Source organism: Pseudonocardia kongjuensis (assembly GCF_039526905.1).
Lineage (GTDB): Bacteria > Actinomycetota > Actinomycetes > Mycobacteriales > Pseudonocardiaceae > Pseudonocardia > Pseudonocardia kongjuensis.
Genome location: NZ_BAAAJK010000034.1, coordinates 53,406 through 67,481 on the forward strand (window position 1 = coordinate 53,406; position 14,076 = coordinate 67,481).

General features: G+C 74.1%; 17 protein-coding genes. 7 read left to right on the forward strand and 10 right to left on the reverse strand.

All coding sequences use genetic code 11. The features are described from left to right. On the reverse strand, nt 1–630 hold a 630-nt coding region (locus tag ABD160_RS24555), incomplete at its 3' end, for a hypothetical protein (protein ID WP_344026488.1). A gap of 709 nt (nt 631–1,339) precedes the next feature. On the opposite strand from ABD160_RS24555, the gene ABD160_RS24560 reads away from it, so the two are divergent. After that, a complete protein-coding gene (locus ABD160_RS24560; protein ID WP_344026490.1) occupies nt 1,340–2,695 on the forward strand; it encodes an NAD(P)-binding protein in 1,356 nt (451 codons plus the stop codon). Beyond that, nucleotides 2,581–2,934: a GMC oxidoreductase gene (locus ABD160_RS24565; RefSeq protein ID WP_344026492.1), complete on the forward strand. Its 354-nt coding sequence runs from the start codon at nt 2,581–2,583 to the stop codon at nt 2,932–2,934. The genes ABD160_RS24560 and ABD160_RS24565 overlap by 115 nt, the downstream gene beginning before the upstream one ends. On the opposite strand, the gene ABD160_RS24570 is transcribed toward ABD160_RS24565, so the two are convergent. Further along, the gene (locus tag ABD160_RS24570; protein WP_344026494.1) at nt 2,935–3,294 is read right to left on the reverse strand and encodes a hypothetical protein; all 360 of its coding nucleotides are present in this window, start codon (nt 3,292–3,294) and stop codon (nt 2,935–2,937) included. A 56-nt stretch (nt 3,295–3,350) separates the two neighbouring features. Further along, nucleotides 3,351–4,220: a LysR family transcriptional regulator gene (locus ABD160_RS24575; protein ID WP_344026496.1), complete on the reverse strand. Its 870-nt coding sequence runs from the start codon at nt 4,218–4,220 to the stop codon at nt 3,351–3,353. 89 nt (nt 4,221–4,309) lie between these two features. Here ABD160_RS24575 and ABD160_RS24580 point away from each other — a divergent pair, with 89 nt between their 5' ends. After that, nucleotides 4,310–4,819 (forward strand): hypothetical protein, encoded by a 510-nt coding sequence (locus tag ABD160_RS24580; RefSeq protein WP_344026498.1) that lies wholly within the window; start codon nt 4,310–4,312, stop codon nt 4,817–4,819. A 17-nt stretch (nt 4,820–4,836) separates the two neighbouring features. Here ABD160_RS24580 and ABD160_RS24585 read toward each other — a convergent pair whose 3' ends face one another. From ABD160_RS24585 to ABD160_RS24595, 3 genes are all read right to left on the reverse strand, one after another. Then, on the reverse strand, nt 4,837–4,968 hold the full coding sequence (locus ABD160_RS24585; RefSeq protein ID WP_344026499.1) for a hypothetical protein: 132 nt from the start codon (nt 4,966–4,968) through the stop codon (nt 4,837–4,839). Nucleotides 4,969–5,032: 64 nt separating this feature from the next. Next, complete coding sequence (locus ABD160_RS24590) at nt 5,033–5,251, reverse strand: PIN domain-containing protein (RefSeq protein ID WP_344026501.1); 219 nt, start codon at nt 5,249–5,251, stop codon at nt 5,033–5,035. A gap of 74 nt (nt 5,252–5,325) precedes the next feature. Further along, the gene (locus tag ABD160_RS24595; RefSeq protein WP_344026502.1) at nt 5,326–6,012 is read right to left on the reverse strand and encodes an alpha/beta hydrolase; all 687 of its coding nucleotides are present in this window, start codon (nt 6,010–6,012) and stop codon (nt 5,326–5,328) included. Between the two features lie 85 nt (nt 6,013–6,097). Here ABD160_RS24595 and ABD160_RS24600 point away from each other — a divergent pair, with 85 nt between their 5' ends. Beyond that, on the forward strand, nt 6,098–7,039 hold the full coding sequence (locus tag ABD160_RS24600) for a cupin domain-containing protein (protein WP_344026504.1): 942 nt from the start codon (nt 6,098–6,100) through the stop codon (nt 7,037–7,039). 236 nt (nt 7,040–7,275) lie between these two features. Here ABD160_RS24600 and ychF read toward each other — a convergent pair whose 3' ends face one another. The 3 genes from ychF to ABD160_RS24615 are packed head-to-tail and all read right to left on the reverse strand — an operon-like array spanning nt 7,276 to nt 10,522. Further along, a complete protein-coding gene (gene ychF / locus ABD160_RS24605; protein ID WP_344026506.1) occupies nt 7,276–8,349 on the reverse strand; it encodes a redox-regulated ATPase YchF in 1,074 nt (357 codons plus the stop codon). 35 nt (nt 8,350–8,384) lie between these two features. After that, nucleotides 8,385–9,053, reverse strand: coding sequence for a response regulator transcription factor (locus tag ABD160_RS24610; protein ID WP_344026508.1), 669 nt, complete (start codon nt 9,051–9,053; stop codon nt 8,385–8,387). Further along, a complete protein-coding gene (locus ABD160_RS24615) occupies nt 9,050–10,522 on the reverse strand; it encodes a sensor histidine kinase (RefSeq protein ID WP_344026510.1) in 1,473 nt (490 codons plus the stop codon). The genes ABD160_RS24610 and ABD160_RS24615 overlap by 4 nt, the downstream gene beginning before the upstream one ends. 220 nt (nt 10,523–10,742) lie before the next feature. On the opposite strand from ABD160_RS24615, the gene ABD160_RS24620 reads away from it, so the two are divergent. From ABD160_RS24620 to ABD160_RS24630, 3 genes are all read left to right on the forward strand, one after another. After that, nucleotides 10,743–11,336: a hypothetical protein gene (locus ABD160_RS24620; protein WP_344026512.1), complete on the forward strand. Its 594-nt coding sequence runs from the start codon at nt 10,743–10,745 to the stop codon at nt 11,334–11,336. A 69-nt stretch (nt 11,337–11,405) separates the two neighbouring features. Then, complete coding sequence (locus tag ABD160_RS24625) at nt 11,406–12,917, forward strand: DNA-3-methyladenine glycosylase 2 family protein (protein ID WP_344026514.1); 1,512 nt, start codon at nt 11,406–11,408, stop codon at nt 12,915–12,917. Beyond that, nucleotides 12,914–13,429, forward strand: a complete 516-nt coding sequence (locus ABD160_RS24630; RefSeq protein WP_344026516.1) for a methylated-DNA--[protein]-cysteine S-methyltransferase — start codon at nt 12,914–12,916, stop codon at nt 13,427–13,429. Before ABD160_RS24625 ends, ABD160_RS24630 begins: the two co-directional genes overlap by 4 nt. Before the next feature lie 18 nt (nt 13,430–13,447). On the opposite strand, the gene ABD160_RS24635 is transcribed toward ABD160_RS24630, so the two are convergent. After that, nucleotides 13,448–13,993, reverse strand: a complete 546-nt coding sequence (locus ABD160_RS24635; protein ID WP_344026518.1) for a hypothetical protein — start codon at nt 13,991–13,993, stop codon at nt 13,448–13,450. Between the last annotated feature and the right edge of the window lie 83 nt (nt 13,994–14,076).

Here is a 14,076-nt window from a genome sequence, read left to right on the forward strand (position 1 = left end):
GCCCTGGACGATCCCGGAGTTGCTCTGGTCCACCGAGGTGGTGGACTGCGAGACCGGGCCGCTGGAGAGCAGGCCGCCGATGTTGATCGACGGGTTGACGGTCGCGTCGATCCCGATCAGGCCGCCCTTCTGGGAGGCGTAGCCGCCACCCGGGCCGTGCCCGGAGCCGGACTGCAGCACGCCGCTGTTGGAGCGGTCGACGGTGGTGGTGGACTGCTCGACCGCACCGGAGTTGAGGATGCCGCCGAGGTTGACCGACGGGCTCACGTCGAGCCCGAGGCCGACCAGGTCGTCGACCTGGACGGCGTGGCCGGCGCCGCAGCCGGACTGCACGATGCCCGAGTTGGACTCGTCGACGGCGGCGATGTGCTGGGAGACCGGGCCGCTGTTGGCGATGCCGCCGATGTTCAGGGCCGGGTCGACGGCCGCGTCGAGACCGAGCAGGCCGCCCTCCTGCGAGGCGAAGGACGGGGCGCAGTCGCGCTTCTTGTCGTGGCCCTTGCCGCTGTCGTGGTAGTCACCGGCGAGGGCCATCCCGGCGGAGCCGAGGGCGAGCGGGACGGTCAGGGCGCCGACGGTGGCGATCCGCCGCGCGGTACGGCGGGAGGAGGACGTCTCGGGGGCGTTCATGGCTCTCCTTCTCATCTGTGTGAACCGACCGTCAGCGTTCACGCTGTGTCACGGCCCGGTGTCGCAGAACGTACGGAACGCCTCCACGCAAGAGGACGTCGCCCCTCACTTGGTGCCCCCATTCATCCGGTTCTCCGGCGACAGTCCTACCGCTCGCCGTTGATCAACTACACATAGTGCTATCCAGCAGGTGTTGGATAAGCACTCTCCGTGACATTTCGACACTTCACAGATCGTTACGGGCGACCCTCGATAAGAGGCACAGATCACATCGGTGCAACGCCGGCGCGACCGACACGTCCTAGGGCCCGACCACTTTCCGGCGATCCGGCGCGACACCCTCTCGACTGGCCGACGACGTGCCGAAGTGACCCGGTCGGAGCAACGACGACTGGACCGTTCCCCACCTTTCACCGCACCGCTCGCCGCATATCGATCGCCGAACGGCCCTCTTGCGAGAGCGCCCCGCCGCACTCCGGCACACCGGCCACGGTCACCGGCCCGACGGCCCCTGACCTGCCGCTACGCCATCTGACGTGATCGACTACGCCGGACGGCGGTGCGTCCCGGCCGGTCCGCGGGCGGACCGGGGAGCGACCCCAATCCGACATGTGTCGGAGAAGCTCGGCTAGGGTCGTCCCGGCACGGAACGAACGCTCCCCCGTTCACGGCCCGGCCACGCCCGGGCGTCACCCCGAGGAGTCCGTCGATGCCGACTCTCACCCGGCGCTCCCTGCTGGCCGCCGCAGCGGCCGCCGGCGGTGCGGCCGCACTGCACCTCGGCACCCGGTCCGCCGTCGCGGCGCCGGCCCCGGCGCGGGAGGAACGGCGGCGCGCGGTCGTCGTCGGTACCGGGTTCGGCGGGGCGGTCGCCGCGGCCCGGCTGGCCCGGGCCGGCGTCCCCGCGCTGGTGCTCGAACGCGGTGTCCGCTGGCCGGTCCGGCCCGGCGGCGACACCTTCCCGCTGATGTTCTCGCCGGACCGGCGGGCGTCCTGGCTGACCCCGGGACCGGTGCTCACCGGGTCCCCGCCCGCCGTCTGGAAGCCCTGGACCGGCGTCCTCGACCGGGTCCGCGGCATCGGGATGGACGTGCTCTGCGGCGCCGGCGTCGGCGGCGGCTCGCTCGTCTACCACGGGATGACGATGCAGCCCTCGGCCGAGACGTTCGCCGCGTCGATGCCCGCCGAGCTCGACTTCGAGCGGTTCGACCGCGACCACTACCGGCGGGTCGAGGCGGTGCTGGCCCCGGCGACGATCCCGGACGACGTGCTCGCGCACGGTCGCTACCGCAGCTCCCGGCAGTTCCTGCGGCGGGCCGAGGAGGCGGGGACCCCCGGCTTCCGGGTGCCGCTGCCGCTCGACTGGGACGTGGTCCGGCGCGAGCTGCGCGGCGAGCTCCCGCCGTCCTACAGCACCGGGGACGTGCTCTACGGCGCGAACAACGGCGGCAAGAACACCGTCGACCGGACCTGGCTCGCCGAGGCGGAGGCGACCGGGCTGGTCGAGGTCGCGCCGCTGCACCGGGCCGCCGACGTCGAGCGGGACCGCTCCGGACGCTGGGTGGTGCACACCGAACGGATCGGCACCGACGGCGTCGTGCTGGAGCGGATCCGGATCGTCACCGACGCGCTGTTCCTCGCCGCGGGCTCGGCCGGCACCACCCGGCTGCTGGTGAAGGCGCGGGCGAAGGGACTCGTTCCGGATCTGCCCGACGGCGTCGGCACCCGCTGGGGCAACAACGGTGACCGGATCTTCGCCTGGACCCCGGTCGGCGAGAGCCCCGGCGCCCTGCAGGGCGGGCCGGCCTGCGTCGGCGTCCGGGACTGGTCGGACCCGGCGCGCGCACTCACCGTCATCCAGGCCGGCGTGCGTTCCCGGTCGACGTCGGCACCACCAGCATCATCGGCTACGGGATCGTCGAGCCGCGCGGCGAGTTCCGCTACGACCCGGTGCGCGACGACGCCGTCCTGCACTGGAGCCAGGCGTACGACGCGCAGCTCACCCGCGACGTCACCGCCCGGATCCGCCGGATCGTCGGCGGCGACCTGGTCACCGGCCTGCTGAACCCGACCCTGGACACCACCGCGTTCGACACCACCACCTACCACCCGCTGGGCGGCGCGACGATCGGCGACGTGTGCGACGCCGCCGGCCGGGTCCTCGGCCAGCGCGGCCTCTACGTCGTCGACGGCGCGCTGATCCCCGGCTCGACCGGGGCCTGCAACCCGTCGATGACGGTGGCCGCGCTCGCCGAGTTCGCGCTGGACGGCATCCTCGGCGACGACCTGGGGACGGTCTTCTGATCACCCGGCGAGCAGCGCGCCGGCCAGCAGCACCGACAGCAGCACGTCGATCACCGCGGTGCGGGTGATGCCGGCGGGCAGTCCGCGCCGCGGCGGCGCCAGGACCACGAAGACGACCATGCTCACCAGACCGGCGATCCCCGCCGGCATCCGCCAGGCCGGGACGAACGCCGCCACCGCCAGCGCCGCGCCGAGCAGGCCGAGCAGCACCGCCCGGTGCCGCAGCAGCACCGCGGTGGCCGGATCGGCCGGCGTCGTCCCGTAGAGCCTGCGCAGCGCGGAGCCACCGAGCAGTCCCGCGACCGGGGCCGCGTTGACCAGGCCGACCAGCAGGAACGTCGCGCTCACCAGGAGATCCACGGTGCCGATCCTGCGGCCGTCGACGGGCACCCGTCGATGACCTGCGAGGTAACCGGCTAACGGCCGCGCAGCAGGGTGGCGAGCGCCCGGGCCGGGCTGCTCAGGCCGGTCCAGCTGCGGCAGGCGACGAGCAGCTCGCGGGCGGCCCATCCGTCGCGCAGCGGGACCCCGACCAGGCCGTCGGCGACGTCGCGGGCCGGGAGCACGGCGATGCCGACGCCCGCCGCCACCGCGTGACAGACCGAGCCGGCGTCCGGGAAACGGGCCCGGTGCCGCGGATGGCCGCCCAGTGGGACGGCGTGCGACCGCAGGTGCTCCTCCAGCGGGCTGCCCTCGGAGTAGCCGACCAGGGCGTCGTCGTCGAGCACCTCGGCGAACGCGACCGCCGCCCGCCCGGCGAACCGGTGCCCGGGATGGACCACGACGACCAGCGGATCCGGCCCCAGCGAGATCGCCTCCAGCCGGCCGAGCTCCACGTTGTCGGCGAGCACGCCGAGCTCGGCGCGGCCCTCGGCCAGCGCCGCGACGATCCGGTGGCTCGGCTGCTGGACCAGGTCGACGTCGACGTCGGGATGCTCGTGCAGGAACCCGGTCACCGGGCCGGTGAGCAGGGTCGCGCCCGCGGTGTTGGTCAGGATCGTGACGGTCGCCGCGTGCCCCCCGGCGAGATCGGCCAGCTCCAGCCGCATCCGGTCGTGCCGGCCGACGATCTCCCGGGCGTGCGACGCCAGCAGCTCACCCTGCCGGGTCGGCGTGACGCCGCGGCGGTGCCGGTCGAACAGCGGGAGGCCGGCCGCGCCCTCCATCGCCGCGATCCGGCTGCTCGCCGAGGCCAGCGACAGATGCACCAGCTCCGCGCCGCGGGTGATGGAGCCCCGTTCGACCACTCCGAGGAACAACCGGAGGTCGAGCACCTCGAACGCCATGTCAAGAGGCTACAGACTCTGTGAAAGCCGAAGGCTGGGTCCGACTCTTCGCTCTTCCAGACGACACCGACCCGGGTCAGGCTTCGATGGTGAACATTTCAGACCGCTCGGACACGCAGCGCGCGGCACAGCTGCGGCGGGCGACGCCGGTCCTCGTCGTCGTGCTGGTGACCGTCGCGCTCTGCATCGGGCACCTGGCCGGCGTCCGGGCCGTGCAGCGGGAGGTGCCCGACGCGCACAGCACGGTCGCGACGGTGCTGGCCGTGACCGCGGCGCCGCAACCGGGCGGCCCGGTCCGCAGCACCGTCCGCGCCCACTGGACCGGGCCCGACGGGCGCCCGCACGTCGGGCCGCTGGTGCTCGGCGGACGTCCGGCGCCCGGCGAGACCCGCAGCATCTGGACCGACCGGCAGGGCGACCCGATGGCGCCGCCCACCGAGGGCAACGGGCCCGCGCTGACCGCGGCCGCGCTGGTCCTGCTGATCGGTGGCGGGCTGCTGCTGCGGGCGCGGATCGTCACCTCGCGGCGGGCCGGTCGCGAGATCGGCGCGGAGTGGGCGGCGCTGGAGCCGGGATGGAGCGGGCGCGGGACGGCGTGAACGTCCGTCGCCGGGGTTCAGTCGCCCCGGACGGCCCGCGGCACGAGCGTCACCAGCCCGGGAAGCGCCGTCGCCAGCGCCTCGTCCATGGTGGCGAGCGTGGCGTCGGTACGGGCCGCGACGAGGCCCGCCAGGTAGGCATCGGTCACCTGACGGTGTTCCTGGACGTGGCCGAGGGGCACGTCGGCGTAGGAGACCGCATCGGGCCAGAACTCACACCCGGGAAGCGCATGGACCGCCCCGCAGCAGCTCGACCGGCACCGCGGGCGTCTCACCCACCCTGACGAGGAACCGGACGAGTGCCCCCTCGACCACCGGGCACAGCGCGAAACGCTCGATCCCCGCCACCCACCTCGACGCACGGTCGTGGTGCTCGTGCTCGGCGACGGTGAGTGCGATGAGGACGTTCGCGTCGAGCAGGTGGGTCGTCACTCCTCGTCCAACACGGTGGCGACCTCCGACGAGGTGACCCGGCGACCGATGCTCACCGCACCCGATCGCGCTGCCTACAGCGTGCCGACGGCCTCGTCGATCAGATCGACGACCGCCGACGGACGCGAGGCCAACGATGCGTGCCCGGCATCCAGCTCGATGGTCGCCCGCGGCGACATCCGCTCGGCCATCCGGCGCTGGTTGTCCGGGTGGATCATCCGGTCCTCGGTGGAGATCTGGTACCAGGTCGGCTTGTGCCGCCACGCCGGATCGGTGACGACGTCCCCGAACGTCGCGGCCTGCGGAGCCTTCTGCGTGACTGCCATGACCAGCGCCCGGTCGGCCGGGACGTCCTGGCAGAAGCTCTCGTGGAACGCGTCCTGCCGGATCCACAGGTAGCCGTCGGAGTCCGGTACGAGGTTCGCCGCGGCTGCGGGTGGCTGCCGCTCGGTGATCTGCTGCGGGCTCTCGCCGGCATCCGGGGCGAAGGCGGCGATGTACACCAGCCCGACCACGTTCGGCAGGTTCCCCGCCGCGGTGATCACCGCACCCCCGTAGGAATGCCCGACGAGCAGGACCGGGCCGTCCACCTGCTTGATCATCTGCTGGGTGCGGGCGACGTCGTCCGCCAGCGAGGTGAGCGGGTTCTCCACCGCACGGATCGTCTCGTGGCCGCGCTTGTCGAGCTCGACGATGATCTCGGCCCAGTGGCCGGCTCCACCCCAGAATCCGTGCACGAGCACGACGGCAGGCTTCGACATGTCCGCCCCTTTCCACGACGCAGGTTCCGCTCCCCGATCCCGAGGAGCCTGGTGCTCAGGTTATGCGTACATCAGGATAGGAAAAATGACGAATACGCCTGATAATTTTGCAGATCCTCCGTCACTCGGCGACGCGTTCTCGGACCTCCTGGAGTCCATACGGCTGCGCGGCGGCGTCGTCCGGGAAAGCACGGCGGCCGTGCCGAAGGCGTTTCGCGACCGCACACGACTGGTGCACGTGGTGACCCGCGGACAGGTGGAGCTCCAGGTCGATGCGGGTGGGCGAACGCTGCTGACCGACGGCACGATGGCCCTGCTCGGCCGCGGGGACCCACACACGATGAACCCCTGCGGTGAGGCGACGTGGATCAGCGGCGAGTTCCTCGTCGAGCAGGGCGTCGCCGAGCCTCTCCTGGGTGACCTCCCACCCGTCATCACGATCGCGGGCCCCGGCTCCGACTGGCTTCCGTTGAGTGTGGAACTGCTGCTGAGCGAGCTCCACCCTGCGGCGCCCGGATCACGTGCGATGATCTCGCGCATTCTCGAACTGCTGTTCATCCACGGGCTCCGGGCCTGGACCGCCGCGGAAGGAGACCGGACACCGGGCGGACTGACAGCGGCCCTCGATCCCGCGCTCTCACCTGCCCTGGCTGCGGTCCATGCCGCCCCCGGGAAGAACTGGACGGTCACGCGGCTCGCCGGCATCGCACACCTCTCCCGGTCGGTGTTCGCCGGCAGGTTCCGCAGGCAGATGGGGATTCCGCCCAGCGCCTACATCCAGCGACTCCGGATCGAGCACGCCGCCCAACTCCTGCTCACGTCCCAGGACACGGTCGCGACCATCGCGCACGCGGTGGGATACGCCTCGGAGGCGTCCTTCAGCAGGGCCTTCCAGGCCCGGCACGGACAACCCCCGCGACGGTGGAGGGTCGCCGAACTGTCCCGGCCGGAGCGCACGGCCACCCCGGGTGGCTGTGACCCGCAGGTCAGCTCCTGGCCGGCCGCGGCAACGCCGTCCCGCAGGTGAGCTTCCGGGGCTCGACCGGCTACGGCAGGGCATTCACCGGGTCGCGATCTGCGGCAGTACGTCGCCCCCGGTCTGATCGCGGCGCGCTGCGACGTGAGAGGCCGTGCGGCGCGCGCTCGAACATCCCCGCGCAACCGTCACCCTGAGCACCTACGCGCACCTGTGGCCGACCGCCGAGGACCGGACACGAGCCGCTACGGACCCGTAGGGCTCTGAGCAGCGGAAACGGAGCCGACTCAGACGTTGAAGCGGAACTCGACCACGTCGCCGTCCTGCATGACGTAGTCCTTCCCCTCCATCCGCACCTTCCCGGCGGACTTCGCGGCGTTCATCGACCCGGCGGCGACCAGATCGTCGTACGACACCACCTCGGCCTTGATGAAGCCGCGCTCGAAGTCGGTGTGGATGACCCCGGCCGCCTGCGGCGCGGTGGCGCCCTGCGGGATGGTCCAGGCGCGCGACTCCTTCGGGCCCGCGGTGAGGTAGGTCTGAAGGCCGAGCGTGGTGAACCCGGCGCGGGCGAGCTGGGCCAGGCCCGGCTCGTCCTGCCCGATCGACTCCAGCAGCTCGGCGGCGGACTCGTCGTCGAGCTCCAGCAGCTCGGCCTCGACCTTGGCGTCGAGGAAGACGGCCTGCGCCGGGGCGACGAGCTCGGTGAGCTCCTTGCGGCGGGCGTCGTCGGTGAGGACGGCCTCGTCGGCGTTGAACACGTACAGGAACGGCTTGGTGGTGAGCAGGGTGAGCTCGCGCAGCGGGGCGGCGTCGACGCCGGCCTGGAACAGCGTCCGGCCGCTGTTCAGCACCTCGGCCGCGGCCTGGGCCGCCTCCAGCGCGGGGCGCCGGTCCTTCTGCGTGCGGGCCTCCTTCTCCAGCCGCGGGAGCGCCCGCTCCAGGGTCTGCAGGTCGGCCAGCACCAGCTCGGTCGCGATCGTCTCGATGTCGCTCGCCGGATCGATCCGGCCGTCGACGTGCACCACGTCGGCGTCGTCGAAGACCCGCACGACCTGGCAGATCGCGTCGGACTCGCGGATGTTGGCGAGGAACTTGTTGCCCAGCCCGGCGCCCTCGGAGGCGCCCTTCACGATCCCGGCGATGTCGACGAACGACACCGTGGCGGGCAGGATCTTCTCCGACGAGAAGATCCGGGCCAGCTCGCCCAGCCGCGGGTCCGGGAGCGGGACCACCCCGACGTTCGGCTCGATCGTCGCGAACGGGTAGTTCGCGGCGAGCACGTCGTTGCGGGTCAGCGCGTTGAACAGGGTCGACTTGCCGACGTTGGGCAGACCGACGATGCCGAGGGTGAGGGACACGGACAACCAGGGTAGTCGCCCTCCGCGGACCCCTCTCAGCCCGGTTCGAGCCGGTAGCCGGTGCCGCGGACGGTGGCGATCCGGCCGGTGCCGAGCTTGCGTCGCAGGTAGCGCACGTAGACGTCGACGACGTTGGATCCGGAGCCGGACTCGCCGCCCCACACCAGCCGCAGCAGCTGGTCCCGGGACAGCACCTGCCCGGGGTGCCGCAGGAACGTCTCGGCGAGCGCGAACTCGCGCGCCGACAGCTCGACGGTCCGCCCGTCGACGGCGACGTGCCGGGTCCGCGGGTCCAGCTCCAGCCCGCCGAACGCCAGCACCTCCGGGTCCGGCGCCGGGCGGGAGCGTTCCAGCCGGAGCCGCACCCTGGCCAGCAGCTCCTCGAACTGGAACGGCTTGGCCATGTAGTCGTCGGCGCCGCCGGTGAGGCCGGCGACGGTGTCGCCCACGCTGTCCCGCGCCGTCAGGATGATCACCGGGACGGTGCTGCCGGCCGCGCGGATCCGGCGCAGGACGGCGAACCCGTCCAGGCCGGGCAGCCCGATGTCGAGCACCATGAGGTCGAACCCGCCGCCGACGACGTGATCGTGCACCCCCGGCCCGTCCGGCACGACGGTCACCTCGAAACCGGCGGCGACCAGCCCCTTCTTGAGGAACGACGCGATCCGCGGCTCGTCCTCGGCGACCAGGATCCGGCTGCTCACCGCGCGTCCCCCGGCAGGTCCAGGGTGAAGGTGGCGCCGCGGCCGGGGGTGCTCTCCAGCAGCACCCGCCCGCCGTGCGTGGTCGCGATGGCCTCGACGATCGACAGGCCGAGGCCGGCGCCGTCCGAACGCGGGGCGTTCTCGCCGCGGGCGAACCGCCGGAACACCCGGGTGCGGTCCTCCGGCGCGACGCCGGGCCCGGTGTCGGACACCCAGATCCGCACCCGTCCGCGGACGGTCTCCGAACCGAGCGCGATCCGGTCGCCCGGACCGGTGAACCGGGTCGCGTTGTCGGCCAGCGCCACGACCGCCTGGGTGATCCGGTGCGGATCCATCCGCACCCGCACCGGGGCGACCGACTGCAGCACCCAGTCCCGGTCGGCGAGCCCGGTGAGCTTGTCGAACAGCTCGCGGGTCAGCTCGGCGACGTCGACCTGCTCCGGGCGCAGCAGCGACGGCTGCTCGGCGCGGGTGAGCGCGAGCATCTCCGACACCAGGCGGTTCATCCGTTCCAGCTCGTCGTCGACCAGGGCGACGGTGTCGGTGACGTCGTCGGGATCGCCCGGATCGAGCACGCCGAGATGCCCGCGGACGATCGTGATCGGGGTGCGCAGCTCGTGCCCGGCGTCGTCGACGAACCGGCGCTGCGCCTCCATCCCGCTCTGCACCCGGTCGAGCATGGCGTTCAGCGTCCGGGCCAGCTCGGCGATCTCGTCGCGGGCCCTGGCCCGCTGCGGCACCCGGTGGGACAGGTCGGTGCCGGTGATCGTGCGGGCGGTGGTCGCGACGTCGCGCAGCGGGCGCAGGATCCGGCCGGCGACCAGCCACGCGCCCACCGCGGCGAGCAGCGCCGTGCCGACGCCGACGATCACCATCAGCCGGGCGGCCTCGTGCGCGAACTCGTGCTCCTGGTCGGTGAAGTAGCCGATCACGATGACCCCGCGCGAGGGGTCGCCGGCCAGCCCGACCGGCAGCGCCGACCAGCGCACCTCGCCGGCCACGCTCTGGTAGGAGCCGCGGGTGTGCCGCTGCACGGAGGAGACCATCGCGTTGAACGCCGGGTCCTCCCGCAGCAGCACCCGCGGGCTGGTGCGCCGGGACTCCCAGCGGAACCGGCCGTCGAGGTAGCCCATGAACTTCTCGTTGGGCCGGGCCACGTTCGCGGCGATCACCGAGCGGAGGATCTCGTCGACCGAGCCGTACGGCTGCCCGGTGGTCGGGTTGATCCCGGTCTCGGTGACCCGGGCGAACTCGGCGATCTCCGACGTCAGTGCGGTCTCGATCCGGCGGTCCGTCTCGTCGATCAGCAGCAGCCAGGTGACCAGGGTGACCACGCCGAGCGAGCTGAGCACGAGCAGCAGCACCCACCCGACGATGCGGGTGCGTGCCGCGGTCGCCCGGCCCGCGCGTCGGCCGCTGCGGCCGGCGTCGGCGGGTTCGCTCGCGATGGTGGTCTCCTCCTCGGACACTGCCTGGTCATGATCGCGTACCGGTCGCCGGAGCGATCGGCGACTCCCCCTTGCGAAATGTCACGCAACGTCGCCGTCGTTACTCCGACCGGCGTACGCCATACTGCGCCGAGCGCCCGGACGTGACGCAACGTTCGCCATCACGGCCGGCGCATCACCCGTTGGGCCCAGTACCGGTCCCGGCGGGTGGGAAAAGCGGTTCCGACACCGAGGGGAATCCATGCGCCTGCCGGGGATGCACGCCCTGCTGACGACCGGGGTGGCCGTGCTCGCCACCGCCGGCACCGTGTCCGCCGTGTCGTTCAGCGCGACCGGACCGGACGACACTCCACTCCCGCCGCCCGCGCCGGCGTCCACCGCCCCGCCAACGGCACCGGCGTCGTCGCCGTTCACCGTCCCGCCGACCGGCTCCGACGACGGGCCCGGTGCCGGATGGTCCGCCGACTCGCCCGGCCGTGACACCGGCGGCCCGACCGGCACCGGCGGCACCGGCGACGGCACCGGCGGCACCGGTGGCACCGGTGGCACCGGTGGCACCGGTGGCACGGGCGACGGCACCGGCGGCACGGGTGGCACGGGCGGCGGCACCGGGCCGGCCCCGGGCGGTGCGCCGGCCGCACCGGGCGGTGGCAGCGGTGGCGGCACCGGGGACGGTGGCGCCGGGACCCCGGCCGATCCCGCGGACCCGCCGTCCGCGCGCCCCGGCGACGGTCTCCCGCCGCGCGGCGCGCCCGACGACGAGAACGAGCGCAGGCAGCAGATCGAGTTCGCCTGCCAGCAGGGCTGGATCCGCGGCGCCGCCTGCAACGGCTGAGCGGACCCGCCGACACCGGCGACCGATTCCCGCGAGTCCCGGGCCGCGCTCGGTGGCATCGTCGGTGCCGTGCTCCTCGACCACGACACCTGCTACCGGGCCGTCTCGGCCCGGGACGCCCGGTTCGACGGCCAGTTCGTCACGGCCGTGCGGACCACCCGGATCTACTGCAGGCCGTCCTGCCCGGTGCCGCCGCCGAAGGCGCGCAACGTCGAGTTCCTGCGCACCGCCGCCGCGGCCCAGGCGGCCGGCTACCGGGCCTGCCGGCGGTGCCTGCCCGACGCCGTCCCCGGGTCCCCGGAGTGGAACCTGCGGGCGGACGCCGCCGGGCGGGCGATGCGGCTGATCGCCGACGGCGTCGTCGAGCGGGAGGGGGTGCCCGGGCTGGCCGGCCGGCTCGGCTACTCCTCCCGCCAGCTCGGCCGGATCCTGTCCGCCGAGCTGGGCGCCGGCCCGCTCGCGCTGGCCCGCGCGCAGCGCGCGCACACCGCCCGGATCCTGGTCGAGACGACCCCGCTGGGGCTGGCCGACATCGCGTTCGCCGCCGGTTTCGGCAGCGTCCGCCAGTTCAACGACACGGTCCGCGCCGTCTACGGGGTGCCGCCGTCGCAGCTGCGGGCCGAGGCCGCCCGGCGACGGCCGGCCCGGCCCGGCGACGCCGCCGGGGCACCCGGCGCGCTGACCCTGCGACTGCCCTACCGGGCACCGTTCGACCCGCACGGCCTGCTCGAGCACCTCGCCGTCCGGGCCGTCGACCGGGTGGAGACGGTCGACGGCGGCCGGTACCGCCGCACGCTGCGGCTGCCGCACGGCCCGGCGACCGTCGATCTCGACCTGACCGCCCGGACCGGGGCGGTGCTCGCAACGCTGCGCGCGACCGACCCGCGCGACGTCGGCCCGGCCGTCTCCCGGCTGCGCAGGCTGCTCGATCTCGACGCCGACCCGCAGGCGGTGGACGCCGTGCTGGGCGCCGATCCGGTGCTCGCCCCGCTGGTCGCGGCGACGCCCGGGATCCGGCTGCCGGGCACCGTCGATCCGGCCGAGACGGCCGTGCGCACGGTGCTCGGGCAGCAGGTGTCGGTCGCCGCGGCGCGCACCGCCGCGGCCCGGCTGGCCGCCGCGTTCGGCTCGCCGCTGCCCGCCGAGCTGCACACCGGTGACGGCCCGGACCTGCTGTTCCCGGATCCCGCGACGCTGGCCGACGGGCTCGCCGCGGCGCCGCCGGGCGGCCCGGCCCGGCGCGCGGAGGCGCTGCGCGGGCTGTGCGCCGCGCTGGCGTCCGGCAAGCTCGTGCTGGACGCCGGCCGGGACCCGGCCGCGCTGCGGGCCGAGCTGTGCGCGCTGCCCGGGATCGGCCCGTGGAGCGCCGGTTACCTGGCGATGCGGGTGCTCGGCGATCCCGACGAGCTGCTGGCGTCGGATCTCGCGGTCCGGCGCGGCGCCGAGGCGCTCGGCCTGCCGGCGGAGGCGTCCGCACTGGCCGGGCGCGCCCGGGCCTGGGCCCCCTGGCGGTCCTACGCCGCCACCCATCTGTGGCGGGCCGCCGCGTCCGCCGTCCCGTCCGTTCGGAGGAACACATGACCGGAACCGCTGTCTGGGCCACCCGGGAGACCCCGGCCGGACCCTTCACCGCCGTCGTCGACACCGACGGGTACGTGCTCGCCTCGGGCTGGACCGCGTCGGTGGACGAACTGCTCGCGCTGGTCCACCCGGCACTGGCCCCGTCCGGGATCACCGGCGGTGATCTCGGGACCGTCGGCGACGCCGTGGACCGCTACCACGACGGCGACCTGTCCGTGATCGACGACGTGCCGGTCCGGCAGCGCTCCGGGCCCTACCGCGAGCACGCCTGGGACGTCCTGCGCACGGTCCCGGCGGGCGCCCCGGTCACCTACACCGGGTACGCGGAGAAGACCGGCCGGCCGGCCGCGGTCCGGGCCGCGGCCGGCGCCTGCGCGCACAACGCGGCCGCCCTGTTCGTGCCCTGCCACCGGGTGCTGCGCAGCGACGGGACCCTCGGCGGGTTCCGCTACGGGCTCGCCGTGAAGCGGTGGCTGCTCGAGCACGAGTCGGCGGACCTGCGGCTGACCTGAGCCCGGCGCCGGTACCGGTCAGCCCGGCCGGTGCTCGGTCACCGGCCCGACCAGCGTCCCGGCGTCGACGGCGAGCGGACCGTGCGCGGTGACCGGTCCGGGGAACGGCGAGTCCGGCGAGTACGGCGTCATCGTGATCTCGTTCGCCGAGGCCGGCCCCGGACCGTCCGGCACCTGGACGTCGAACTGCACCGGATCGGCGGGGCCGAACACGACCGCTCTGCTCTGCTCACCATGGGGCAGCGCGGTCACCGCCCGCGGCGAGCCGTTCAGGCTGAAGACCGGGTTCGACGGCGATCCGGCGAGTGTGCACGGGGCCGTACCGGGGGCGGCACTCAGCACCACCGTGTAGTGCCGGTGCCCGGCGCTCGCCGGTGCCGGGGTGACGGTCGCGTTCACGTGGTCGGGCCGGCAGGAGCTCGGCGCGGGCTCCCCGGGTCCGGCCGGGGCGGCGTTCGCGACGCCGGCCGGGGCCAGCACGGCCCCTGCGGCGAGGAGCGCCGCGGCCGCGGCGCGTCCGAGGGTGCCTGCGGTGCGGTGCGGGTGGGCGAGTCGGGTGTTCACGTGGGTACCTCTCTCGTTCCTCGCTGGGTCCGTCCCGGCGGGCCGGGACGTGCTCACACTCCGGACGACGTGCGCACCCGGGG